The 25,493-nt window shown below is 70.5% G+C and carries 20 protein-coding genes and 1 pseudogene; 10 read left to right on the forward strand and 11 right to left on the reverse strand.

All coding sequences use genetic code 11. The features are described 5' to 3' along the window. Window positions 1-141 precede the first annotated feature (141 nt). Window positions 142-2,460 carry a DEAD/DEAH box helicase gene (locus tag H504_RS34595; RefSeq protein WP_035304054.1) on the forward strand — a complete coding sequence of 773 codons (2,319 nt, stop codon included), beginning with the start codon at window positions 142-144 and terminating at the stop codon, window positions 2,458-2,460. 948 nt (window positions 2,461-3,408) lie between these two features. Here H504_RS34595 and H504_RS0111555 read toward each other — a convergent pair. From H504_RS0111555 to ssd, 8 genes are all read right to left on the reverse strand, one after another. Further along, the gene (locus H504_RS0111555) at window positions 3,409-4,020 is read right to left on the reverse strand and encodes a bifunctional DNA primase/polymerase (protein WP_425394051.1); all 612 of its coding nucleotides are present in this window, start codon (window positions 4,018-4,020) and stop codon (window positions 3,409-3,411) included. Window positions 4,021-4,353: 333 nt separating this feature from the next. Beyond that, entirely contained in the window at window positions 4,354-4,749 is a 396-nt protein-coding gene (locus H504_RS0111560; protein WP_026422889.1) for an Rv3654c family TadE-like protein, read from the reverse strand. Then, the gene (locus H504_RS0111565) at window positions 4,746-5,099 is read right to left on the reverse strand and encodes a TadE family type IV pilus minor pilin (protein ID WP_157440355.1); all 354 of its coding nucleotides are present in this window, start codon (window positions 5,097-5,099) and stop codon (window positions 4,746-4,748) included. Before H504_RS0111565 ends, H504_RS0111560 begins: the two co-directional genes overlap by 4 nt. Then, window positions 5,096-5,245: a DUF4244 domain-containing protein gene (locus H504_RS39755; RefSeq protein WP_084467572.1), complete on the reverse strand. Its 150-nt coding sequence runs from the start codon at window positions 5,243-5,245 to the stop codon at window positions 5,096-5,098. The genes H504_RS0111565 and H504_RS39755 overlap by 4 nt, the downstream gene beginning before the upstream one ends. A gap of 29 nt (window positions 5,246-5,274) precedes the next feature. Continuing rightward, complete coding sequence (locus H504_RS0111575) at window positions 5,275-5,838, reverse strand: type II secretion system F family protein (protein WP_245614202.1); 564 nt, start codon at window positions 5,836-5,838, stop codon at window positions 5,275-5,277. Then, complete coding sequence (locus tag H504_RS41080; protein WP_026422892.1) at window positions 5,835-6,569, reverse strand: type II secretion system F family protein; 735 nt, start codon at window positions 6,567-6,569, stop codon at window positions 5,835-5,837. Before H504_RS41080 ends, H504_RS0111575 begins: the two co-directional genes overlap by 4 nt. Further along, complete coding sequence (locus tag H504_RS0111585) at window positions 6,560-7,693, reverse strand: TadA family conjugal transfer-associated ATPase (RefSeq protein WP_026422893.1); 1,134 nt, start codon at window positions 7,691-7,693, stop codon at window positions 6,560-6,562. The genes H504_RS41080 and H504_RS0111585 overlap by 10 nt, the downstream gene beginning before the upstream one ends. Before the next feature lie 50 nt (window positions 7,694-7,743). Next, a complete protein-coding gene (ssd, locus tag H504_RS0111590) occupies window positions 7,744-8,790 on the reverse strand; it encodes a septum site-determining protein Ssd (RefSeq protein ID WP_026422894.1) in 1,047 nt (348 codons plus the stop codon). A gap of 460 nt (window positions 8,791-9,250) precedes the next feature. On the opposite strand from ssd, the gene H504_RS0111595 reads away from it, so the two are divergent. From H504_RS0111595 to H504_RS0111615, 5 genes are all read left to right on the forward strand, one after another. Beyond that, window positions 9,251-10,063 carry an HAD-IB family hydrolase gene (locus tag H504_RS0111595; protein WP_026422895.1) on the forward strand — a complete coding sequence of 271 codons (813 nt, stop codon included), beginning with the start codon at window positions 9,251-9,253 and terminating at the stop codon, window positions 10,061-10,063. Between the two features lie 518 nt (window positions 10,064-10,581). Next, on the forward strand, window positions 10,582-12,447 hold the full coding sequence (locus H504_RS34600; RefSeq protein WP_425394052.1) for a glycoside hydrolase family 3 protein: 1,866 nt from the start codon (window positions 10,582-10,584) through the stop codon (window positions 12,445-12,447). Window positions 12,448-12,463: 16 nt separating this feature from the next. Next, a complete protein-coding gene (locus H504_RS0111605) occupies window positions 12,464-14,149 on the forward strand; it encodes a serine hydrolase domain-containing protein (protein ID WP_026422896.1) in 1,686 nt (561 codons plus the stop codon). Between the two features lie 167 nt (window positions 14,150-14,316). Further along, window positions 14,317-15,234, forward strand: a complete 918-nt coding sequence (locus H504_RS0111610; protein WP_026422897.1) for a MurR/RpiR family transcriptional regulator — start codon at window positions 14,317-14,319, stop codon at window positions 15,232-15,234. A gap of 43 nt (window positions 15,235-15,277) precedes the next feature. Further along, the gene (locus H504_RS0111615; protein ID WP_026422898.1) at window positions 15,278-16,204 is read left to right on the forward strand and encodes an N-acetylmuramic acid 6-phosphate etherase; all 927 of its coding nucleotides are present in this window, start codon (window positions 15,278-15,280) and stop codon (window positions 16,202-16,204) included. A gap of 904 nt (window positions 16,205-17,108) precedes the next feature. On the opposite strand, the gene H504_RS0111620 is transcribed toward H504_RS0111615, so the two are convergent. Then, a complete protein-coding gene (locus H504_RS0111620; protein ID WP_026422899.1) occupies window positions 17,109-17,849 on the reverse strand; it encodes a Fic family protein in 741 nt (246 codons plus the stop codon). 40 nt (window positions 17,850-17,889) lie between these two features. After that, entirely contained in the window at window positions 17,890-19,302 is a 1,413-nt protein-coding gene (locus H504_RS34605; RefSeq protein WP_084467576.1) for a GGDEF domain-containing protein, read from the reverse strand. 793 nt (window positions 19,303-20,095) lie between these two features. Between H504_RS34605 and acs the strand changes: the two genes are divergently transcribed. Beyond that, on the forward strand, window positions 20,096-22,072 hold the full coding sequence (gene acs, locus H504_RS0111630; protein ID WP_026422900.1) for an acetate--CoA ligase: 1,977 nt from the start codon (window positions 20,096-20,098) through the stop codon (window positions 22,070-22,072). Between the two features lie 25 nt (window positions 22,073-22,097). On the opposite strand, the gene H504_RS0111635 is transcribed toward acs, so the two are convergent. Further along, window positions 22,098-22,835: a lysophospholipid acyltransferase family protein gene (locus tag H504_RS0111635; RefSeq protein WP_425394053.1), complete on the reverse strand. Its 738-nt coding sequence runs from the start codon at window positions 22,833-22,835 to the stop codon at window positions 22,098-22,100. 192 nt (window positions 22,836-23,027) lie between these two features. Here H504_RS0111635 and H504_RS34610 point away from each other — a divergent pair, with 192 nt between their 5' ends. From H504_RS34610 to H504_RS0111650, 3 genes and pseudogenes are all read left to right on the forward strand, one after another. Further along, entirely contained in the window at window positions 23,028-23,687 is a 660-nt protein-coding gene (locus H504_RS34610) for a VIT1/CCC1 transporter family protein (RefSeq protein ID WP_245614205.1), read from the forward strand. 80 nt (window positions 23,688-23,767) lie between these two features. Continuing rightward, window positions 23,768-24,976 (forward strand): annotated as a pseudogene (nhaA, locus tag H504_RS34615) (Na+/H+ antiporter NhaA); the annotation flags it as partial. A gap of 31 nt (window positions 24,977-25,007) precedes the next feature. Then, complete coding sequence (locus H504_RS0111650; protein WP_026422902.1) at window positions 25,008-25,493, forward strand: phage holin family protein; 486 nt, start codon at window positions 25,008-25,010, stop codon at window positions 25,491-25,493.

Genomic DNA, 25,493 nt, shown 5'->3' on the forward strand with positions numbered 1-25,493 from the left:
CTATTGGTAAAGCGGAGGTCGTACGCGAGCCGTCCCATACCGTGCACGTTAAGTGATGTTGCGCGGGCGGTCTGTGACCAAGCTCTCATGATCATTTTTCCCGGTGTCCGGGGTGTCGGTGGGGTGTGCGAAGCTCGACGGGTGAGTGTCGACTCGGCGACCGACCGTGGCAGTGCCCTGCTCAGCCGCGTGCTCGCCGGGGTGGCCAGTGGCGAGAACCCGGTCACCCACGTGGCCTCGTTGCCCGCCCGCGTGGAGCGCACCGCGCCGTGGCCCGAGTGGACACCGGCCGCGGTCCGGGCGGCGTTCGGGCGGGCCGGGGTGGACCGGCCGTGGACGCACCAGGTCGAGGCCGCCGGGCACGCGCACGACGGCCGCAGCGTGGTGATCGCGACCGGCACGGCCTCCGGGAAGTCGTTGGCCTACCAACTGCCGGTGCTGACCGCGCTCACCGAGGACGAGCGCGCGACCGCACTGTATATCTCGCCCACCAAGGCATTGGGCGCCGACCAACTCCGCGCCGTGCACGAGCTCGACCTGCCCGGCGTCCGCGCCGCGACCTTCGACGGCGACACGCCGTCCGTCGAACGCGACTGGGTCCGCGCGCACGCCCGCTGGATCTTCACCAACCCGGACATGCTCCACCGCGGCATCCTCCCCGCGCACGGCCGCTGGGCCACGTTCCTGCGCAAGCTCCGCTACGTCGTGGTCGACGAGTGCCACGCCTACCGCGGCGTCTTCGGCTCGCACGTCGCGCTGCTGATGCGCAGGCTGCGCCGGGTCGCCCGGCGGTACGGCACCGACCCGGTCTTCCTGCTGGCGTCGGCCACCGTGTCCGACCCGGCCGCCTCGGCCAGCCGACTGTCCGGAGTGGACTGTGTGGCGGTCGCCGAGGACGGCTCGCCGCGCGGCGCCCGCACCGTCGCCCTGTGGGAACCACCGCTGACCGAGCTCTCCGGCGAGAACGGTGCCCCGGTCCGCCGCTCCGCGGGCGCCGAGGCGGCCAGAATCCTGGCCGACCTGGTGATCGAGGGCGCCCGCACCCTGGTGTTCGTCCGGTCCCGGCTCGGCGCGGAACTCACCGCCCTCGGCGCCCGCCGCATCCTCGACGAGGTCGACCCCGACCTGTCCCGCCGGGTCGCCGCCTACCGCGCCGGTTTCCTGCCCGAGGAACGCCGCGAACTCGAGAAAGCGCTGACCTCCGGCCGGTTGCTGGGCGCCGCCAGCACCAACGCGCTGGAACTGGGCGTCGACATCGCCGGTCTGGACGCGGTGGTGGTGGCCGGGTACCCGGGCACCCTGGCCTCGTTCTGGCAGCAGGCGGGCCGCGCCGGTCGAGCCGGTGACGCGTCCCTGGTCGTGTTCGTCGCCAACGACGACCCGCTGGACACCTACCTCGTGCACCACCCGTCGGCGATCTTCGACAAGCCCGTCGAGGCCACCGTCACCGACCCGGGCAACCCGTACGTCCTCGCCCCCCAGTTGGCCTGCGCCGCCGCCGAACTGCCGCTGACCCCCGCGTGCCTACCCGCCTTCGGCCCCGGCGCCCGCGCTGTGCTGGATTCACTGGTGGCCGACGGCACCCTCCGCAAACGCCCCAACGGCTGGTACTGGACGGCCCCCACCCGCCCGCACGCCGAGGTCGACATCCGCGGCTCCGGCGGCGAACAGGTCGCCGTCGTCGAGGCCGACTCCGGCCGCATGCTCGGCACGGTCAACCCCGGCCGCGCCTGCTCCACCGTCCACGAGGGCGCCCTCTACCTGCACCAGGGCCACTCCTACGTCGTCGACGAACTCGACCTGGACGCCTACCTGGCCCTGGTCCACCCGGAAACCCCCGACTGGACCACCACCCCCCGCGAGACCGTCGACATCACCGTGCTGTCAACCCTCTCGTCCCAGTCGTACGGCGGCGTCACCGTGTCGTTGGGCGAGGTCGCCGTCACCTCCCAGGTCACCTCCTACCTGCGGAAGCTGCCGACCGGTCAGGTCCTCGACCAGATCCCCCTCGACCTCCCCGCCCAAACCCTCACCACCCGCGCCGTCTGGTACACCATCGCCGAGGAGTTGCTGACGGCCACCGGCCTCACCCGCCCCCAACTCCCGGGCGCCCTGCACGCCGCCGAACACGCCGCCATCGGCCTCCTCCCCCTCTTCGCCACCTGCGACCGCTGGGACATCGGCGGCGTCTCCACCGCCCACCACCCCGACACCACCCACCCCACCGTCTTCGTCCACGACGGCCACCCCGGCGGCGCCGGCTTCGCCGACCGAGGCCACGCCGCCCTCCTCCCCTGGCTCCAAGCCACCCACCAGGCCATCACCGCCTGCGACTGCCCCACCGGCTGCCCCTCCTGCGTCCAGTCCCCCAAGTGCGGCAACGGCAACGAACCCCTCTACAAAGCAGGCGCCCTCAAGGTCCTCCAAGTAGCCATAACCGCCCTCAAAACCCCCCACTAACAACCCCTCCCCGCCCGCACAACCCGCCCCACGCACCTCAAACCCGCCCCACATCGACGAGGCACCACGACCAACCAGCACCGCGCACCTCGAACCCACCCTCCATCGACGAAGCGCCACTCTCGCACCGCACCTCGAAACCCGCCCCACATCGACAAAGGCCGCCAACCCACCCCCGCGCGCCTCGAAACCCGCCGATCCCAACCGCCCGTTGTGGTGAAGTTGTTTTGTTTGGGGGAGCGGTGGCCTAAGCCGGCAGGCGGGGAAGGCCACGCTTTCCAGTGGCCCCGCCTTTTAGCCTTACCCAGGCTACCGCTAGGGGCCCCAAACAAAACAACTTCACCACAACGGGCACCCCCGCTTTAATCTGGCGCCCGAGGCCGGCGTCGCCGAAGGCGACCAGGCCGACCCCCGAGGCGAAGCCGAGGCCCAGTGCCCCCTCACACCAAGATCAACCGAGAACAAAGCCCCCGAATACACAGCCTAACCAAGCCCCCCGACAAGATCCCCCTGCAAGATCAACTACACACAGCAGCGCGCCGGGGGCAACCGGTCGAGGACCGGTCGCGCATCCCGGCGCGCTGCCGTCCGCCGAGGCGCGTTTCCTGGTCTGCTACCGCTTTCCACCACGATTGTGTGCGCGGGAGTGTCGACGGGGAGTACCTCGACCTGCGGTTCCGGCACCAGGAGGCGGGTTTGGTGCCGGGCAGGGGGTCTTCCCGGGGCGGGGTTCGTCGACCGGCGGTGGTGTGCCGCCGTCCCTGTTTCGTGGTGGTTGGGCGGGAGACGGGGTCTCGCGCGGTTCTCGGCGGGTCGCCTGTCCGGTCGGTGACACACTCGGGCGGGAGTGCGGTGTCGGCCGGCTGGACAGGCTTGGTGTGGTTGGCCGGACGCTCAGGCGGGAGAGCGGGAACCGGTCGACCACGGGTGGTGGTCTGTCCTGTGTGGTCAGTCGCCCGCGGTGGCGACGAGGTGGCGGGTGGGGGTGTCGTGCACGGCGTCCAGGATGGCGTCCTGGACGAGGTCGGTGCTGGGGATCTGCCAGCCGCACACCTCGGGCTTGACCCGCCAGTGGACGACACCGTGCTGGTAGGGGCTGGGCGGCAGGGTGATCCAGGCGCCGTCGCCGTGCAGGGTGATGTCGGGGTTGGCGGCGAGCTCGGGGGTGAGGCCGTGCTCGGTGCGGGTGAGGAAGTACCAGCGGTGCTCGGGGGTGGCGATGATCGGCACCGGCAGCCCGACGGCGCGCAGAGCGCGGGCGGCGCGCCTGCCCAGGTCGTCGCCGACCTCGATGGCGTCGAGGCCGTGGCCGGTGGCCAGCAGGAGGCTGTAGGGCTGACCGGTCCACCAGGTGGCGACCTGGTCGGCCTTGGTCCCGATCCGGTCCCGCCAGTCGGCGTGCACCGGGACCGGTCCGGTGTCCTCGACACCGTCGCGGCCCGCCCAGTGGCCCGCCACCGGGTAGGTGCCCGGCAGCACCGGCCAGCCGCGGAACGCGAGGCCGATGGCCTCGGCACGCAGCTCGACGCGGAACGCTCGCCGCCAGTTGTCCGACCTCACGGTTCCCAGCATTTCGGGTACTGCCTCCTCGGGGTGCGGACACCGGGTTCGGTGCCCTACACCACACTCAACGGCATCGGGGACGCCGTACGAAACTCGCCGTCGACAACTGGTCGCTTTGGCGAGGTAAATGACCAGTCATCCGACCGGAGCGACCAAACTCGGCGAACCGGTCACCCTGAGGCACTTACCCGGCCGGACCGGACCGCGACGTGGCCGTACACCGAACCGGACCGGGTTCGGCGGTCGGGCCCCGACCTGCGGAAACACCGGGTACCACCGGGGGTGACCTGGACAGATCACGAACGGCCCAGCCGGGGTGGCACCTGCCGTTCACCGTTCGGAGTCGACCGCTTGACCGTCGACGACCGGTCCGGCGCGAGCCAGGGCGCGGGCGGGTCCGATCAGCGTGACCGATCGCACCCGGGTCTCGATCAGGGCGTCCCAACCGCTCACCGCGCAGCCGGTCAGTTCGGCGCCCATCCGCTCAACCACCCACTTGGCCCGCGCACAGGCGGCCCCGACCCCGTCCACGACGTGCGCCGCGGCGGCGAGCGCGCCGAGGTCGGCCGCCCCTTCGGCCCGGTGCCGGGCGGCGACCGCGTTCGCGACCGCCGCCACCACCAGTACCAGCGAAAGCAGCACAGCGGTGGCGAAAGCGGTCACCACGGTCGCGAATCCGCCGTCCCCTGACGTCGGCGTCCCGCGCCGATCCCGACTGGTGGTCACGGCTCCACCACCGCGTACGCGTCGCCGTGCACGGTGATCGGCAGGACGGCGTTGGCGCTGTGGACGGAGACGAACACGGTGTCGCCCTCCGTGTGGACGGTGATGGCCGCCCCGCGCGGGGCGATGCCCGCCGCGACCACCTGGGCCCGGTCGACCTCGCCGCGCGCCGCCAACCGGGCCGCTTCCCGCGCGGCGTCGAGGCACCGCACGTGATCGGCCGCCGCCATCACCCCGGCGAGCCCGAGCCACAGGGCGACGACGATCGCCCCGATGGCGACGGCCGCCTCCACCGTGACGCTCCCCCGCTCCCCGGCCTGATCATCAGCCAGGTCGTTCCCCGGCCCGCTCACGGCGACAACGCCCTGGCGATCAGGGCGGACAGGGCGTGCGACACGGCTGGGCTCTTGACGACCAGCAGCAAGATCCCCGCCAACACGGCGGCGACCAGCGTGCAGAGGGCGAACTCGATGGAGATGGATCCGGTGTCGTCGTGCATGGCTACTCCTCATGTCTGTTGTGGACAGTTCAGTGGAAGACGGGCGCCGTCATCCCGATCACCACCGGGACGACGCCGACGCAGAGGAACGCGGGCAGGAAGCACAGCCCCAGCGGCAGGGTGACCAGCACCGCCGCCCGCTGCGCCCGCGCCTCGGCGACCTGCCCGGACCGTTCCCGGACGTCGGCGGCCAACCCGCGGGCGACCGCGGCCAGCCCGGCGCCTGACCGCGCCGTGCGCCTGGCGGCCCGAGCCAGACCCGCGACCTCGGCGCAGTCCACCGCCGTCGCCCAGGCCTGCCGCGCGTCCGCCCCCAGGGCCAGTTGGTCGGCGACGTCGTCGAGGACGGCGCCCGGCCTGCCCGGCACCTGGTCGGCGACCGCCCTGAGCGCCCCGGACACCGGCATCCCGGCGATCAGGCAGGCGGCGAGCAGGTCCCAGGTGACCGCGAGCCGCGACTCGTCGACCTTCTCCCGGCGCGGCCTGGTTCGCCCCCGGGCCACCCGAAGACCGTGGACCCGCCGGAACCGCCTGCGTTTGTGCGGATCCGCCCCGGCGATCATGACGGCCGCCGCGATCAGCAGGAAGGTCACAACGGGATCGCGCGGTGGGTGAGGCGGGCCGTCCAGAGCAGACCGGCACCCGTGAGCACCGCCCCGGCGACGAGCAGCACCTGACCCGCGACGGTGGTGGCGAGTGTCGACAAAGGATGAGCCCCCATCGATTCGCCGAGGGCCAGGCCGAGGACGGGGAGTCCGGCGAGGACGGCGGCGCTGGTTCTCGGACCGGTGAGCCTGGCCATCACGTCCCGGGTGAAGTGGGCGCGGTGGGCCAGGTCGCGGGCGACGGCGGTGACGGTGGTGGTGAGCGGGATGCCGTGCCGGGTGGTGAGCCGCCAGGCGTGGTCGAGGTGGGTGGCGCCGACGTCCGTGCCGAGTCGGGCCGCGGTGGCTATGGAGGTGAGCATCGCGGCGGCGTGCGGGCCCGCGTCGGCTGCGGTGTGTTCGGCGGCGACGGTGGGATGAGCGCCGGTGGCGAGTTCGGCGGCGAAGGCGGTCAGGGCTTCTGCTTGGTCGTCGAGCGCGGCGAGGGCGCGGTGGAGTGCCGCCTGACTACGGCGACGGTGGATGGCGATGAGTCCGAGTAGGAGCGCCGCGACAGCACCCGCGGGCCCGAGGGCGTACCAGGACGTGCCGACGGCCAGGACTAGGAGAATTGGCGCCGGTTGAGGCAATCGCGCAGGCTTGCGTCTGCGCAGTAGTCGACGTCGGGCTCGGGTGGATGGCCACAGCATGAGGGCGACGGCCAGCAGGATCAGGGGCATGGGACACCTCGGGACTTGAGCAGGGCGAGCAGGGTCGGGCGGTGTTCGGTCCATTCGCCGTGCCGCCAGATCGGCTGGACGGCGACGGTGTGTGGAGTGCGGGCGAGCAGGGCGATCTCGCTGACGGTCCGGGTCGGGGCCCGGCGCATGTGCAGCACGACCTGGATCGCGGCGGCGAGTTGGCTGTGCAACGCGGCCCGGTCCAAGCCACCGAGCGCGGCGAGCGCCTCGAGCCGGGCGGGCAACTCCTGCGGCGAGTTGGCGTGCACGGTTCCCGCGCCGCCGTCGTGCCCGGTGTTCAAGGACGCCAGGAGCTCGACGACCTCGGCACCGCGCACCTCGCCGACGACCAGCCGGTCGGGACGCATGCGCAGACCTTGGCGGACGAGATCCCGCAGGGTGACCTCCCCCGCACCCTCGATGTTCGGCGGCCGGGCGACCAGCCGGACGAACTGGGGATGCCCCGGCTGCAGCTCGCCCGCGTCCTCAACGCAGACGATGCGTTCGTTGGCGGGGACGGCACCGAGCAGCGCCGCGAGCAACGTCGACTTGCCGGAGCCGGTGGCACCGGTGACCAGGAAAGCCAGCCGAGCCGTGATGACCGCGTTGAGCAACTGGTGGATCTCGTCGTCGAAGGTGCCGAGGTCGCGCAGGTCGGCGAGCCGGTGCGTGGCCGGGCGCAGTACGCGCAAAGACAGGCAGGTGTGTTCGACCAGTGGTGGGAGCACCGCGTGCAGCCGCACCTGGCCGGGCAGCCAACCGTCCACATAGGGCTGCGCGTCGTCGAGCCGCCTACCGGCGGACATCGCAAGCCGTTGGGCCAACCGCCGGACAGCGTCCTCCCCGCTGAACCTGACCGCGGTACGTCTGAGCCCCTCGGCCCCGTCGACCCAGACCTGGTCCGGCGCCGTGACGAGGACGTCGGTGGTGGTCGGGTCGCGCACCAGCGGGTCGAGCGGGCCCGCTCCGACAAGCTCCTGCCGCACAACGGTCAACGTCGACAGGACGTCGGCGTCGCCAACCACCCCCGCCTCCGCCCGAACCGCTTCCGCGACAACGGTGGGCGACACGTCGGTACCCCCTTGCGCCAAACGGCGGCGGACACGATCAACGAGGTCGGACATGACGATCTCCTTCCAGAGCACAAGAAGTCAGGGACGGTGGGCAGGCGGACCTAGGTCTTCTCCAATGCGTGCAGGACTGTCTTGGCGGCGCGGGCGAGGGAGCGGCGAGGGCGGAACGTGCCCTCGTCGATTCGGGTGGGGAGGCGGGGGTCGTGGCGGTAGGTGGTGAGGAGGGAGAGGGACAGGGCCGCGGCGATGTCAGTGGGGCGGAGGTGGGTGGGGTCACGGACGACGAGGGCGGGGGTGATGCCCTGGGCGGTAAGGGAAGCGATGAGGTTGCGGGCGGCGGCGGTGGCTCGGAGGTCGGCGGGGACGATGACGACGGTGAGGTCGGCGTGGGCGAGGACGGCGGTGGCGGTCGGGTCGGGGGTGCGGGGGAGGTCGCAGATGACGGTCTCACCCGCGCGGCGGCCGGAGTCCACTACGGACAGGGCGGCGGTGGGGCTCGGGGTCGGGGCGTCGGGGGTGGCGGAGAGGAGGGTGAGGCGGGCGGTTCCCTTGGACCGGCCGGGGAGTGACGCGTGCAGGCTGGTGATCGGCACCCGGCCCGCGCGCAGGTGCAGGTCGGGCCAGCGCAGGCCCGGGTCGGTCTCGGCGCCGAGGAGGAGGTCGAGGCCGCCGCCGGTGGGGTCGCAGTCGACCAGGAGGGCGTTGGCGCGGGAATCCAAGGCGGACAGGGCGACGGCGGCGGCGAAGACGGAGGCGCCCGCACCACCGCGACCGCCGATGACGGCGAGGACCCGGCCGACCGCGCGGGCGGGTGCCTCGGTGGCGTCGGCGAAAGCGCCCGCCAGCCAGGTTTCGTCCGCGGGCAGGGAAACGACGCGCTCGGCACCGATGGCGACCGCCAGTTGCCAGAGGCAGGCAGGTGGGGTGCCCGCGGCGACGAGCAGGACACCGGGGCGCCGGGGCAGGGCCGCCCCGGCACAGGAATCCGCTGCCACCCGGTCGAGCAGGACCAGGGGCGCGCGGTGCCAGGCGGCGCGCAGGGTGGACTGGTCGGTGCCTTCGTCGAGCTCGGTGCCCGCGGCCGCGGCGAGGCGGCGGGTCTGGTCGAGCAGGGCGTCGTCGTGCAGCAGGGCGGTGGGGCGGGTCATCGGGATCGTCTCCTCGCGGGTTTCGGGCGCTGCGAGAAGGATCTGGGAAGAACGGGAAGATCGGAATGCGCGCTGGTCAGGCTGTGCACGGACCGCGCGAATGTGGATAACTCGCGGGTAGTCGGCGGGTCGACTGCCCGAACTGTCGGTGCCCTGGGGCAAGCTGGCCGGGGGACGGCCCGACCCCGGATATGGGACGACCCCCGCCAGGGGGGAGGGGCGGGGGTCGTCAACGGGTTCAGCCCCGGGGGGTCGGACTGAACCGGCCCGGCTCGCGGCCGGGGTAGGCATACTGTATCCCCTCGGCGGCCCCGCTTGGCCACATACGGCAGAAGACACCCTGCCGAGTTCGGACTTCCCGGTTCCGTGACGGTCCGCACCGGCCGGGCCGTGCGCTTTCCACGTCATCGGGCGACATCCGGGCAACGGCCAACGCCGGGTGGGCTCCTATGCTGGCCCGGTGACCGAACCGCTGCCCGCGTCCGGCCGGGTGGCCGCGTTCTTCGACCTGGACAAGACCGTGATCGCCAAGTCGAGCGCGTTGGCCTTCAGCAGGCCGTTCTTCCAGGGCGGCCTGATCAACCGGCGGGGCGTGCTCAAGAGCGCCTACGCGCAGTTCGTGTTCGCGTCCTCGGGTGCCGACGCCGATCAGGTCGAGCGGATGCGCGCGCACCTGACGGCGCTGTGCGCGGGCTGGGACGTGGAGCAGGTGCGGTCCATCGTGGAGGAGACGCTGCACGACATCGTGGACCCGCTGGTGTACGCGGAGGCGGCGGAACTGGTGGCGCGGCACAAGGCGGACGGGCACGACGTGGTGGTCGTGTCGGCCTCCGGCGAGGAGATCGTGGCGCCGATCGCGGCGATGATCGGGGCGACGCACAGCGTGGGCACCCGGATGGTCGCGGTGGCCGGGCGGTACACCGGGGAGATCGACTTCTACTGCTACGGCCCGAACAAGGCGACCGCGATCCGGGAGCTGGCCGAGCGCAACGGGTACGACCTCGACGTCAGCCACGCCTACTCGGACTCCAGCACGGACCTGCCGATGCTGGAGGCGGTGGGCAAGCCGTCGGTGGTGAACCCGGACCGCGGGCTGCGGAAGGTGGCGGCGGAGCGGGAGTGGCCGGTGTTGGCGTTCACCAAGCCGGTTTCGCTGCGCTCGCGGTTCCACGTCCCGTCGGGGACGGCGGTGGCGGTGACGGCCATCGGCCTCGGCGCGGTCGCGACGGCGGGGGCGGCCTGGTACGGGCTGCACCGCAAGCGCCGGAAGTAGCCGGGCGCAAGGGATCTTCGCGGGGCGGGCGGACCAGCGTACGCACACGGGCTGTCGCGGTCGACTCTTCCGGGGACCTTGACCGGTGCACCCTAAAGTGCCCTTGAAGTGACCTTCCTCACTGGGTAGAAAGGTGATGCGGACCCCGAGTCGGCCAGGGACGAGGCGAAGAGAAGCCCCGAGCCACCCCGAGCGGGCTCCGTGCGCGGACACCGGAGCACCCACGCGCAGCACGCCGCGGGAGGCATGTCGTCAAGGGACTGCGTACCGGGACGCCGGACGCCGAGGCCAGGTAGGTACGACTCGAGTTGCACGCTTGGTAGCCCGAGTGATTCGCGCAGACGGTTTTGGGCGGTCCCGCTCTCAGCGGGACCGCCTAATCGTTTTCCGGCCAATCGTTTTCCGGCCGCCCCGCCGCCGTCCCACCCGACTTCCCCGCGTTGACCACCGCTCCCGGCACTGGGTAACTTCACCGTGTAACCCCACTTGTGGTGAAGAACTCACGACAGGGAGACGCCGTGCCCACCCGCTGGTCTCTCGTCGCGGCGGTGGCCGCGAGCGCCTGCGCCACCACCGTCCTCACCAGCGCCGTGCTCCCGGTCGCCGCACCCGGCGGTACAGACGGTGCTGATGGCGTCAGCGGCGCGCACACCGGGCCGCGTGGCCCGATCGGCCCCGAGGCGGTCATGAACCCCTGGATCGACGCCCAGTTGCACCGTCTCACCCTGGCGCAGAAGGTGGGTCAACTGTTCGTGGCCACCGTGTGGGGGAAGGCGGCGGACGAGGGCGATCCCACCAACCGGGCGCGCTACGGCGTGGACACCCCGGGCGAGGTCGTCCGGCGGTACCAGGTCGGCGGGGTCATCTACTTCAACAACAGCTCGACCGACAACATCGATGGTCCGTCCCAGGTGGCCGCGTTCTCCAACGGTCTACAACGGGCGGCGCTCAGCGCGCCGCCCGGGTTGCCGTTGGTGATCTCCCTGGACCAGGAGGGCGGGAACGTCACCCGGGTGGGCGTGCCCGCGACCGAGTATCCCGGCGCGATGGCGGTCGGGGCGGGGCGCAGCCCGGCGGACGCGCGGACGCTGGCGGCGGTGACCGGCAACGAGCTGCGCGCGATGGGCGTGAACCAGGACTTCGCGCCGGTGGCCGACGTGAACTCGAACCCGGCGAACCCGGTGATCGGCGCACGGTCGTTCGGTGCCGAACCGGATCTCGTGTCGGCGATGGTGACCGCGCAGGTGCGCGGCTACCAGGCGAGCGGCAAGCCGAGCGAGACGGTGTCCGCGGCGGCGAAGCACTTCCCGGGCCACGGTGACGCGGCGACCGACAGCCACACGGGGCTACCGGTCATCACCAGGACTGCCGAGCAGTGGCGCGCGATAGACCTACCGCCGTTCAAGGCGGCCGTGGCGGCCGGTGTCGACTCCATCATGACCGCGCACATCCAGTTCCCGAGCCTGGACCCGACGGGCGTACCGGCGACCGTGTCCCGGCCGATCATCACCGGGTTGCTGCGCCAAGAGTTGGGGTTCCAAGGAGTTGTCGTCACCGACTCGCTGGCGATGCAGGGGGTGCGGGAGATGTTCGGTGACGCCGAGATCCCGGTCTTGGCCTTGGCGGCCGGTGTCGACCAGTTGCTGATGCCGCCGGACCTCGCGCTGGCGGAGAACTCGGTGCTCGCGGCCGTCCGGTCTGGACGGCTCACCGAGCAGCGGATCGACGAGAGCGTGCGGCGGGTCTTGGCGTTGAAGTGGAAGCGCGGGATCGTGTCGAGCCCGCTGGTGGACGAACGGTCGGTCGACCGGCGGGTCGGCGCCAAGGAGCACCGGGCCGCCGTCCAGCGGGTCAGCGACCGGACGGTGACCGTGCTCGACAACGACGGCACGCTTCCCCTGCGGTCGACGCCGGGGCACGTCCTCGTGGTCGGTGTGGGTGATCCGGCCACGCCCGACAACTCCCCCAACGCGTTGGCGGCGATGATCGGCGCCCGCGGCGCGACCGCGACGTCGCTGCCCACCGGGACGAAGCCGACGGACGCCGTTGTCGCCCAGGCTGTCGCGGCGGCCAAAGCCAACGACCTCGTGGTGGTTTTGACCAACAACCTCGCCAACTACCCCACCCAACGCACGTTGCTGAGCAGCTTGTTGGGCACCGGGGTCCCGGTTGTCGCTGTGGCCACCCAGGTGCCATACGACGCCGGTTACGTCAACGCCCCCACGTGGCTGGCGACCTACTCGTGGCGCAACGTGTCGTTGGAGTCTCTTACCCGCGTGTTGTTCGGCGAGGCGATTCCGCGTGGGAAACTGCCGGTCGACGTGCCTGCGGATAGTCCATCCGGGACGATTCGCTATCCGTTCGGCCATGGCCTGAGCTGGTAGCGGTGTGGCGGCGGACATGCGCGCACGACTGGGCACGCTCGGGTCCGTTGTCGCTGTCGTGGCGATCATGGCGTTAACACCGGCAGCGGCGGATAGACCACACGGGCGGTTCGATCTGCCGATGACAGGCTTCGCGCCGCCGTCAACGGTCTTACACACAGGTAGCCCAGCCTCCGCTGGTCTTGATCCGACGCCGATAGCCCAGGTCGATGCCGCGATCGCCAAGAGCACGCTGTTCCCGGGCGCGGTAAGCCTGCTCGTGCACGACGGGGTCATCGTCGACCAGGTCGCCACCGGTAAGGCCGTGCGGTACGCGGACGCGACGACCGAGCTTCCCGCCGACGAGCAGGTACCGATGCGGCCGGACACGATCTTCGACATCGCCTCGCTGACCAAGCTGTTCACCTCGATCGCCGTGCTGCGCCTGGTCGACGACGGCAAGGTCGACGTCAACCGGCGGGTGTCGACCTACCTGCCGGAGTTCGGTGCCAACGGCAAGGAAGCCATCACCGTCGAGCAGTTGTTGACGCACACCTCGGGCCTGGAGCCGGATCTGCCGCTGTGGCAGGACTGGCCGGACAAGGCATCGCGGATCAAGGCGGTCATGGACGTCGCCCCGACGGCGCTACCGGGCACTGTCTACATCTACTCCGACCTGAACCTGATAACCCTGGGCGTGCTCGTGGAGCGAACCGGCGGCGAACCGCTGGACACCGTCGTTGCACAAAGGATTGCCAAGCCACTAGGGCTTAAAGACACCGGTTACCACCCTCCGCCCAGCAAGCTCGACAGGATCGCCGCCACCGAATACCAGGTAGCGCCACCGCGCGGCATGGTCCGTGGACAGGTACATGACGAGAACGCGTGGGCGCTAGGGGGCGTCGCGGGCCACGCGGGCATCTTCTCCACAGCGGCCGATCTAGCCGTAGTGGGTCAGGCGATCCTCAACGGCGGCAGCTACAAAGGCAACCGCATCCTGCGCGAGGACACCGTGCGGGCCATGCTGACCGACCACAACACCGCCTTCCCCGGCGACGCGCACGGCCTGGGCTTCGAACTCGACCAGCGCTGGTACATGGGTGGCCTGACCGGTCCCCGCACCGCCGGGCACACCGGCTTCACCGGCACCTCCCTGGTGCTCGACCCGGCATCCCGGTCGATCGCGGTGCTGCTGACCAATCGAATCCACCCGGTGCGCGCCAACGGCTCGATCAACTCCGCCCGCACCGAGTTGGCGACCGCGCTCGCCCAGTCCCTCGCGGTCCGGCCGATCGCGGGCCCTACCGACTGGTACACCGACACGGGCGGCGCGACGCTGAGCACCCCGGCGTTGGCGGCGACGGACGTCAGCTTCGCGGCCTTCGTCGACACGAACCCCGCGAGCGGGGTGGTCCTGGAGGCGAGCACCGACGGCGTTACTTGGCAACCACTCCGGATGACCGTCACCGGTCCGGGTGCGCCACCCGGTGAAGTCACCGCTTTGTCCGGTTCGGGACACCGCAGTTGGTGGACTGTCCACGCGATTGCGCCGACCGGGGAAGCTGTGACGCTTCGCTGGCGTTTTGTCACAGACGGTGGCACTCCCGGGCGAGGGGTGACGATTGATCGAATTCTTGTCACGGACAGTATCCGAATCCTGCTCAACGGTGAGAAACAACCCCACTTGATACGACCGGTCGAGTGGGAGGTCAAAACTCGTTGACCTTCGGACGCTAACAATCCGCGTTCGGCCGGCGATGCGGTGGGCAAGCCCCCACCAGGGGTGACGACCGGTACGGACACATTTGGGTAGCGTTGTCACCAGATGTCACGCACCGCCTTGTACTACCCCCTAACTGTTAGTAAGTTTCCCACGTGAGTGCGAGTCAAATGACGCCAGAACACAGCGAGTCAAGCCCCCTGGTCCGCATTCGCTCCCTCCTGCCCGGCCTAGCCCGTGCGGAGCAGCGGGTGGCCAAGGTCGTGCTGGACAGCCCCTCCACCGTCGCCCGGCGGAGCATCACCGAGGTCGCCGAGGCCGCGGGCACCAGTGAGACCACGGTGACCCGGTTCTGCAAGGCGATCGGCGTCGGTGGCTACCCCGAACTGCGGATCGCCCTTGCCGCGGACACGGCCCGCACGGCCGCCCGCGCCGACCGGGACCTCGGCGGTGAGATCGCCCCCGAGGACGACCTGAAGACCGTGGTCGGCAAGGTCACCTTCGCCGACGCGCGCGCCGTCGAGGAGACCGCAGAGCAACTCGACGTCGACGTGCTCGCCAAGGTCGTCGAGGCGGTCGCCACCGCGGGCAGGGTCGACGTCTACGGCGTCGGCGCCAGCGCGTTCGTGGCCGCCGACCTCCAGCAGAAACTGCACCGCATCGGCCGGGTCAGCTTCGCCTGGAACGACACGCACATCATGCTGACCTCCGCCGCCGTCCTCGGCCCCGGCGACGTGGCCGTGGCCATCTCGCACACCGGCGCCACCGCCGACACGGTCGAGGCGCTGCGCACCGCCCGCGAACACGGGGCCACCACGGTCGCGCTGACCAACTACCCGACGTCCCCGGTCGCCGAGGTGGCCGACCACGTGCTCACCACCGCGGCCAGGGAGACCACCTTCCGGTCCGGGGCGACCGCCAGCCGGATCGCCCAACTGACCGTGGTCGACTGCCTGTTCATCGGGGTCGCCCAGCAGCACCTGGACCAGTCCATCCGGGCGCTGGACTCCACCAGGGACGCGGTCGGCACGCACCGCCTGGAGACCAGGCACGACGGGCGGCGCAAGCCGAGGGAGAACGGGAAATGAGACCGGGTGCGCGGGGAGACCGCGTCGGGGAGGGGGACCCGAGATGACCGTGCCACGCCAGTCGGTCCACGTCGATTCCCCGACCGAGCGGCGCAACCCGCGCACCACGGAGATCGACCGGATGTCGACGTTGGACATCCTCCGCACCATCAACACCGAGGACCAACTGGTCCCCGCCGCCGTCGGCGCGGCGTTACCCCAGTTGGGCCGGGCGGTCGACATGGCCACCGAGGCCCTCCGCACCGGACACCGGGTGCACTACGTGGGGGCGGGGACATCGGGGCGGCTCGCGACGCTCGACGCGGCCGAACTGAGCCCCACGTACAACGTCCCCGACGGGTGGTTCGTCGTACACCACGCAGGCGGCGCGGGAGCCCTGCGGGAAGCCGTCGAAGGAGCCGAGGACGACGAACGAGCGGGCGCCGCGGAGATGAACCGCGACGCCAGGGCCGGGGACTTCGTGCTCGGACTCACCGCATCCGGACGAACCCCGTACGTACTGGCGGCACTGGCCGCCGCGCACGAACTGGGCGCGACGACCGCGTTGGTCTCCAACAACCCCGACGCCGTCCGCGCACCCGGCGTCGACCTGGTGATCTCCGTGGACACCGGCCCGGAAGCGATCTCGGGATCGACGCGGATGAAAGCGGGAACGGCGCAGAAGATCCTGCTGACCACGTTCTCCACGGCGGTCATGGTGAAGATGGGGCGCACGTACTCGAACCTCATGGTGAGCATGCGGGCGACCAACGCGAAACTGCGTGGGCGGAGTCTGCGGATCTTGCGGGAGGCCACGGGGTCAGGGCAACAGGAGTGTGCTGCGGCTTTATTGGCGGCGCATGGGGATTTGAAGGTAGCGATGGTGCATTTACTGTCGGGGGTGGATGTACGGGACGCCGGGCGGGCGTTGGCTGAGGCTGGGGGGCATGTGCGGGCGGCGTTGGGGATGTTGGGGGCGCACGTTTTTTAGCGTTCTCGTGTGGATGCTCTTGTGTGGATGCTGGTGAGCTTGCTTGGTCGCCTTGGTTGTTTCGCCTTGGTTGTTTGACTGGCTTTGATCGTCTTGGGTTATGCCTTGATTGATTGCCCTGATTGTTCGCCTTGACTGTTGGTCTTCGTCGTTCGTTCTGTTCGTCCAGGTTTTCGTCTTGCTTTGTTCGTCTGAGTCGTTCGTCTGAGTCGTTCGTCTTGATTGTTCGGTCTTGGCGTGTGGATCTTGATGTGTGGATCTTGGGCGCGGGTTTGTCGGTGTTTGAGGCTAGGCTGTGTATTCGGGTGCTTTGCTGGCGGTTGATCTTGGTGTGAGGGGGCACTGGGCCTCGGCTGCGCCTCGGGGTTCGGCCTGGTCGCCTTCGGCGACGCCGGCCTGGGGCGCCAGATTTTTCGGGCTGTGCCCGCTGGGGTGAAGTTGTTTTGTTTGGGGCCCCTGTGCGGTGGCCTGGGTAAGGCTAAAAGGCGGGGCCACTGGAAAGCGCGGCCTTACCCGCCGGCCGGCTTAGGCCACCGCCTCCCCCAAACAAAACAACTCCACCCCAGCGGGCGGTTGGCATCGGCGGGTTTCGAGGCGCGTGGGGCGGGTTGGCGGCCTTTGTTGATGGAGGGTGGGTTTTGAGGTGCGCGGTGCTGGTTGGTCGTGGTGCCTCGTCGATGTGGGGTGGGGTTTTGAGACGCGCGGGGTGGGTTGGCGGCCTTTGTCGATGTGGGTGGGGTTTTGAGACGCGCGGGGTGGGGTGGAGCTTCGTCGATGGCTTGGGGGGTTTGAGGCGCGCAGGGTGGGGGTGTCGCTTGGTTGATGGGGCTTGGGTTTCGAGGCGCGCGGTGGGGGTGTGGTTCTTGCGCGGGCGCGGGTGGGGTGTCGTGTGTGGACAGTGGTGTTAGGGCTGTGGGGGGATGGCGGCGGTGGCGATGGTGGTGGCTTCTTGGGCGCCTTGGGTGATGGCGTGGCAGGAGAAGGTGATCCAGTCCGCTATGGCGGTTGGGTCGCCGGTGGCGAAGGCGGCGGTGGTGGTGCGGTAGCGGGGGGCTTGGCGGAGGTAGGCGACTTCGGGGACGGTCAGGCCCTTGGGGTCAAGGCCGGTGCTGATGAGGGTGAGGCGGGCGGCGGCGCGGGCGATGACGCCGTTGGCGGTGGGGAAGGGGGACAGCGCCAGGAGTTCGGCGTGGACGATGGCGGCGAGGATGGGGCCGGGGGCCTTGGTTCCGCCCGCGACCAGGTTCGCGAGGAGGTCGAGGCGGCTGGTGATGTCGGGGTCGGGGCGGGGGCGGCCCAGTTGCGACTGGTCGGTGAGGTCGGCGGCGGCGAGGACGTGGAGGCGGGCGAGGGCTTGTCGGGGGGCGCGTTCCCAGGTGGGGAGGAGGGGGCCGAGGGCTTCGGCGACGCGCAGGGAGCCTGCCAGGACCGGGTCGGTGACCGTGCCTTCCGTGGGGATTTCGGCTCGGCCGCCGTCCAGCACCGCGGAGGCGCGGGCGGCGCGGACTGAGGCTTCGGCGGCGGTGGTGGGCCAGCCGCGGCGGTTGGTGGGGTGGCGGTGGACCTCGGCGACCGAGTCGCGGGCGGTGGTGACGGCCTCGGCGACGCCGGGGAGGTCGAGGAGGGGGGCCAGCGGGTCGGTCACGAGGGGACTGTACCGACGAGTTGGCACACGGGGTGGACGGTCAGCCGGGGTAGCCGACCGGTGGGTCACCGGCCAGTTGGGACCCGGGGTGGGTGCGCGGGCCGGGGAGCGGAACGGACGGGGTGACCCGGACCTGGTTGCGGCCGCTGTCCTTGGCCTCGGCGAGGGCCTGGTCGGCGAAGTCCTGCAGGGTGACGAGGTCGGTGCCGTGTTCGGGGGACAGCGCGATGCCGCCGGAGATGGTGAAGTTGCCGACCAGCTCGGTGCGGCCGCCCGCGGCCTTGGTGAGTTCCACGTTCATCGCGGCGACGGCGGTGCGGATGCGTTCGGCTATCACCCAGGCGTCGGCGCGGGAGGTGCTGGGGAGGAGGACGGAGAACTCCTCGCCGCCCCAGCGGCAGACCAGGTCGTCGCGGCGGACGCTGGTGCGCAGCACCGCGGCGAGGGCCTTGAGGACCTCGTTGGCGCCCAGGTGGCCCAGGCGGGAGTTGACCTGTTTGAACCGATCCAGGTCGAACATCATCACGGCGGTGGGGCGGCGGCGGGCCTGGTCGGCGACCAGGGCGAGCGCCGCGGCCGGGTTGAAGCTGCGCTGGTTGGCCAGGCCGGTCAGCGGGTCGTGCAGGGCGTCCACCTCAAGGCGGTCCCGTTCCAGCTCCAACTGCTCGATGCGCTGGGTGTGCCGGGTGTACCCGACGACCACGACGGACAGGGCGGCCAGCAACAGTCCGTACGCAACACCCGCCGCCCAGGCCGCGATGAGACCCAGGCACAGGGTGATGGCGAGATCCGCGTTCTCCTTGCGGTTACCGAGGATCGACACCCACGACCAGTCGCCGCGCAGTCCGCGGGCGACACCGATGACCACCGTCTGCGCCGCGTAGTACACCGTGAACGCCGCGGCGACCGCGAAAGTCGCGCTGAGGACCTGGTTCGGCTCCACCGGGGCGCCGCGCACCCAGTCGTGCACCGGGGTCGCGGTGGCCAACGCCTGGGCGGCGAGGGCGGACGAGGTGATGGCCGCCGTGGTGAACAGGTAGCGGCCGGGTGGTTTCCGGGCGATGAAGTACCGCCGCAGCCGGATAACCAGAACGAGGGCCACGACGAGCGGCGCCGGTAGTACTAGGGCGCCCGCGCACGTCCACACGCCCGTGTGGTCGATGTGCTCCCCCGACAGATGCGCGGCCCTGCGTCGTTCTTCCGCCGGTCGCGTTGCCTCCATGTGCAGTATCGCGAACGCGGTGAGCAGCGCGAACAGCCGGAGTGACAACGCGTCCGGCAAGCCCGCCGTCACCACTCCGGCGACCGCCCATGCGAAGATCGTGACCTCGGCCGCCACGATCCACAGGAACCCACCGGGGGTCGTGTGGGCGAGGAGGTCGAATCCCCTTATCCGGCGGGGTAGGGGCAGACCGGCCGAGCGTGAGCCCCGGGGACTTGTCAGACTGGGCATTGTCCCCCTTTGCGACAGACGAGACACTGGACGTGACCCGCGGCGGGCGGGTGACGTTCGGTCCAGCCGGACCCGATAGGGAGGTAGCGCCGTGCGGAACCGCGAGTACTGAGCCGAGTGGCCCCAACCCCAGTCGTCGAGCCAGTTGTCCGCACCGTCGAGGAGGCCACGATGCGCAACCGCGAGTACTGATCCCGGGTCACGCCACCACCACCTTCGCCGACCGACGCCCCCGGCCGCCCGCGGGAACCCCTGCGCGCAGCCTATGTTCTCCACCACACGAGCGGGTGCGACGGCAGGTGAAACCGGTGTCGGGCGGGCCGGTGCGGGTCCGTTCGAGCCGACTGAACCAACCGAGTCGACCGAGTCGACCGGGGTGCGCGGCGACGCCGACCGGGCGGGGCGAACCCTGCGCCCCGCGGTCCGGCCGCAGACCACCGGGAACCGCCTGAACAGCGCGCCTGCCCCGGCGATGTGCCCCCCACTGCCTGGTTCCTCCCACCACCCGCCCCCACTTCCCCACCCGCCATCGGCCCCGACCTGGCAGGCCAACCGCCGGGTTCGGTGTCGACGTCGACCACGGTACGTCTCCACCAGGCTACTTTCCGCCGATTCGGTGGAGGACAGCCGAACGGAGCAGATGCCCCCCGATCGGACGAACTCCGGACTGTGCCCTACTGGTCTATACCTATGCGGTGTCGGACTGTCGGGCGGACGCGCGGACCACTAGATTCCACTCGACACCCGGCCGCGCCCGCCGAGAAGCCGGAGATTCACCGAGGAGGTCAGGTCCATGACCGAGCAGTCCGGTCAGAGCCCAACGCTGGACAACTTGTCGACGGAGAGCCGTTCGTTCGCCCCGTCCGAGGAGTTCACCGCGGCGGCGAACGTGCGGGCGGCGGCCTACGAGCGGGGCAGCGCCGACCGTGCGGCGTTCTGGGCCGAGCAAGCGGACCGGCTCACCTGGGAGACCCGCTGGTCACGTGTGTTGGACTGGGACGACGCGCCGTTCGCGAAGTGGTTCGTCGGCGGCAAGCTCAACGTCGCGGTGAACTGTGTCGACCGTCACGTCGAGGCGGGGCTGGGCGACCGGGTCGCCATCCACTGGGTGGGTGAGCCCGGTGACACCCGCGACATCACCTACCGCGACCTGCTGCGCGAGGTGTCCAAGACCGCGAACGCGCTGACCGAACTGGGCCTCGAGGCCGGTGACCGGGTCGCCATCCAGATGCCGATGCTGCCCGAGGCGATCTTCTCGATGCTCGCCTGCGCCCGGCTCGGCCTGGTGCACAGCGTCGTGTTCGGCGGGTTCTCCTCGACCGCGCTGCGCTCGCGGATCGAGGACGCCGAGGCCAAGCTGCTGATCACCTCGGACGGCCAGTACCGGCGCGGCGCACCGGCGCCGATGAAGGACAACACCGACGAGGCCACCGCGCACACCCCGTCCATCGAGCACGTGCTGGTGGTGCGCCGCACCGGCGGCGAGGTCGGCTGGACCGAGGGCCGCGACCTGTGGTGGCACGACGTGGTCGACCGCCAGGCCGAGACGCACACCCCCGAGGCGTTCGACTCCGAGCACCCGCTGTTCATCCTCTACACGAGCGGGACCACCGGTAACCCCAAGGGAATCCTGCACACCTCGGGCGGTTACCTCACCCAGACCTCTTACACCCACCACGCGGTCTTCGACCTCAAGCCGGAGTCCGACGTGTACTGGTGCACCGCCGACATCGGCTGGATCACCGGGCACTCGTACATCGTCTACGGGCCGCTGTCGAACGCGGTGACGCAGGTGGTCTACGAGGGCACGCCGAACACCCCGCACGAGGGTCGGCACTGGGAGATCATCCAGCAGCACAAGGTGTCCATCTACTACACGGCGCCGACGCTGATCCGCACGTTCATGAAGTGGGGCAACGAGATCCCCGCCCGCTACGACCTGTCCAGCCTGCGCGTGCTCGGCAGCGTCGGCGAGCCGATCAACCCCGAGGCGTGGATCTGGTACCGCGAGCACGTCGGCGCCAACCGCACCCCGATCGTGGACACCTGGTGGCAGACCGAGACCGGCGCCATCATGATCAGCCCGCTGCCCGGGGTGACGCACACGAAGCCGGGCTCGGCGCAGCGGCCGCTGCCGGGTATCTCCGCCAAGGTCGTCGACGACCAGGGTGTGGAGGTCCAGCACGGCGGCGGCGGGTACCTGGTGCTCGACCAGCCGTGGCCGTCGATGCTGCGCGGCGTGTGGGGCGACGAGGAGCGCTACCGCGACACGTACTGGTCCCGGTTCGCCGACCTCGGCTACTACTTCGCCGGTGACGGCGCCAAGTACGACAACGACGGCGACATCTGGCTGCTGGGCCGGGTCGACGACGTGATGAACGTGTCCGGGCACCGCATCTCCACCACCGAGGTCGAGTCGGCGCTCGTGTCGCACCCGACGGTGGCCGAGGCGGCCGTGGTCGGCGCGGCCGACCCGACCACCGGCCAGGGCATCGTGGCGTTCGTCATCCTGCGCGGCTCGGCGCGGGCGGACGAGGGCACCGTGAAGACGCTGCGCGACCACGTGGCCACCGAGATCGGCCCGATCGCCAAGCCGCGGCAGATCCTGGTGGTCAACGAGCTGCCGAAGACCCGCAGCGGCAAGATCATGCGGCGGCTGCTGCGCGACGTGGCGGAGAACCGGGCGATCGGCGACACCACGACGCTGGCCGACTCGACGGTGATGGACCTCATCTCCAGCGGCCTGAAGACCAGCACCACAGAGGACTGACCAACTCCCCCGAAACGCCCTCCACCTACCGGGTGGGGGGCGTTTCGGCGCGCAGGGTGGCGAGCAGGTCGGTGACCGCCTGCATGATGCGCTTGGTGGCCGCGTCGATCGTTTCCCGTTCGGTGCCAACGAGATCGGACAGGTCCACCGGGTCGCCCGCGATGATGTCGACGGTCTTGCGCGGGAACAACCTCGGGAACTTGGCCGTAGTGGGTAACAAGCGGTGCGTGCCCCAGTTGACGACAGGAACAACGGGCGCGCCTGTCTCCAGCGCTACGCGCGCCACACCGCTCTTGACTCGCCGTGACGGCCAGAAGTCCTCGTCGTCGGAGAAACCCGCCTCAGGGAAGAAGATCACGCACTCGCCGCTCTCGATCGCTTTAACCGCACCGAGGTAGGCGTGTCGGGCTTGGGCGGTGTTGCGCTCCACGGCGATGTGATGGCCCCCGTTGAGGACCCGCCCGACCAGTGGGATGCGCCACAGGCTCGCTTTCGCCAGGTATCGCGGGATCCGCCCGGCCGCCAGCGTGTACGCGGTGAGGGTGACCGGGTCGGCGAAGGACAGGTGGTTCGACACCAGCACCACCCCGCCGGTTTTGGGCAGCTTGTCCGCGCCGCGGAACCGCAGCCTGGTGACCAGGGCCATCAGCGGCCAGATGACGTCGATGGCCACGCTGTACCAGAAGCCCCGACCGCGCCGCGGCGTGCGGAACTGCAGGGCAAGGGCGCGCAGGGTGGACATGGGCCGGGTGGTCTCGCTCACGGGACACATCTTGCTGCATGACACCGACATCCCTGGTTCAACCGGGCGGGTTCAGCGGAGAATGCCCGGGTGAGCACCGAACGCGACACCGCCCCTGAGCACGGGACCGTCACCGAACACAGCACTGCCACTGAACACAGCACTGCCACTGAACACGCTGGCGAAGCCCACCACGGCGGACTCGCAGGCAAGCTGAACTGGCTGCGCGCGGGCGTGCTCGGCGCGAACGACGGCATCATCTCGACCGCCGGGCTGGTGGTCGGCGTGGCCGGGGCGACCGCGGAGCGGACCGCGATCCTGGCCGCCGGGGTGGCCGGGCTGGTGGCGGGCGCGCTGTCGATGGCGGGCGGCGAGTACGTGTCGGTCAGCACCCAGCGGGACACCGAGCTCGCGGCGCTGCGGCTGGAGGAACGCGAGCTGCGTGAGATGCCCGAGGCGGAGGAGCGCGAGCTCGCCGAGATCTACCAGGGCAAGGGCCTGTCCCCCGAGCTGGCCGCCCAGGTCGCCCGGGAGCTGACCGCGAAGGACGCTCTGCTCGCGCACGCCGAGGCCGAGCTGCAGATCGATCCGGACAACCTGACCAGCCCGTGGCAGGCTGCGTGGGCGTCGTTCCTGTCGTTCGCGGGCGGCGCGCTCATCCCGCTCGTCGCGATCGCGTTGCCACCGGTGGACGCGCGGGTGTGGACCTGCATCGTGGCTGTTGTGGTGGGTCTTGTGCTGACCGGTTTCATCAGCGCGCGGTTGGGTGGTGCGCGCGCGAGGCGAGCTGTCCTGCGCAATGTCGTCGTGGGGGTGTTGGCGATGGTGGTCACCTACTTCGTGGGGGTGTTGTTCGGCGTGACTGTGGGTTAGCGCGTGCCGGGTTAGGCTGGGTACAGGTGCGCCGGGAAGTCTGGTCGGCAACGTGATCAGCCATGTCCTAGGAGCCGCCCTTGTCGCACCGCCGCCGTCCCGCCGCGAAGGCCTTCGCCGAGTTCGCCCGCTACCTGCGGACCGAAACCGTCGGCGGAGTGGTCCTGCTCGGCGCCGCCGCGCTCGCGTTGCTGCTGGCGAACTCCCCGGCGTCCGGTGTGTACACAGCCGTGCGCGACACGGTCATCGGGCCGCAGTTCCTGCACTTGGACCTGACCGTGGACGAGTGGGCCAAGGACGGTCTGCTGGCTCTCTTCTTCTTCGTCGCCGGTCTGGAGCTCAAGCGCGAGTTGGTGCTGGGTGAGCTGTCCAACGTCAAAGCGGCGGTTCTACCGGTCATCGCGGCCCTGGGTGGGATGGTCGTCCCGGCGGTGGTCGCGTTGTCGGTCGCGTGGGGTGATTCGCGCGCGGGTGAGGTGTGGGCGGTGCCGGTTGCCACGGACATCGCTTTCGCGTTGGGGGTGCTGGCGCTAACCGGGTCGGGTATGCCCGGCAGCGCCAGGGTTTTCTTGCTCAGCCTGGCCGTGGTGGACGACCTCGGCGCCATCCTTCTTATCGCGGTGTTGTTCACCGGCAACTTCAACTTGGTTGCCGCTGCCGCCGCGGCGGTCTTGCTGGCGCTCTATTGGTACCTGCAGCGCCGCCGGGTCACGTCATCGTGGATCTATGTGCCGCTGGTGGTCTCGGTGTGGGTCGCGGTGCACGCGTCCGGCGTGCACGCGACGATCGCCGGCGTCGCCCTGGCTTTGTTGACCAGGGTCCAGAAGGACCCGTACGAGCGAGAGGCGCCCGCACTCCGCCTTGAACACCGGCTGCAGCCGTGGTCGGCGGCGGTGGCGGTGCCCGTGTTCGCTCTGTTCGCTGCCGGCGTGCCGATCGGCGCGGAGACCCTGCACAGGCTCATCGGGGACCGGTTGGCACTCGCGGTGGTAGCCGGTCTTGTCGTGGGCAAGTTCGTGGGCATCACCGGGGCCGCGCTGCTGGCCGTCCGACTGCGGCTCGCGACACTCCCGGCCGATCTCGGCAGGCGGGACCTCGCCGCGGTCGCCATGCTCGGCGGGGTCGGCTTCACGGTCAGCCTGCTGATCGCCGAGTTGTCGCTGGACCAGTCCGACGCCGACCTGGCCAAGGCCGCGGTCCTGCTGGCCTCGATGATCGCCGCGCTGCTGGCGGCGCTGCTGCTGATCGGCCGCGGCCGGGCGCGCGAGCGGAACGCGAACACCACCGCCCGCCCGGCTCCCGACGACCGAGCATGGCACGATGACGCAGGTGACCAGCGCGCACGGAAACGCAGACGGTTCGGGGCTGCCCCAAGTCCCCTCGATCCCCCTGGCTGACGACCGCGCCGTCCCGGCGGCCGAGCAGTCCATCGGACACTTGGTCAAGGACGCCACGGCCCACCTGTCGACCCTGGTGCGGGCCGAGGTCGAGTTGGCCAAGGCCGAGGTCACCAAGGAGGTCAAGCGCGGGCTGATGGGCAGCGTCTTCTTCATCGTCGCCCTGACCGTCGTGCTCTACGCCACCGTCTTCTTCTTCATCGCGGGCGCCGAGCTCATCGCCGACTCCCGCATCGTGTCGCGGGGCTTCGCCTACCTCATCGTGTTCGGGGTCATGCTGCTGATCGCGGTGCTGTTCGCGTTCCTCGGCTACCGCAAGGTGAAGAAGATCCGCGCGCCGCGCCGCACGATCGACTCCGTCAAGGAGACCGCGTCCGCGCTGACCCACCGCAACGAGACCCAGCCCTAG

The organism is Actinokineospora inagensis DSM 44258 (genome assembly GCF_000482865.1).
GTDB classification, from domain to species: Bacteria; Actinomycetota; Actinomycetes; order Mycobacteriales; family Pseudonocardiaceae; genus Actinokineospora; species Actinokineospora inagensis.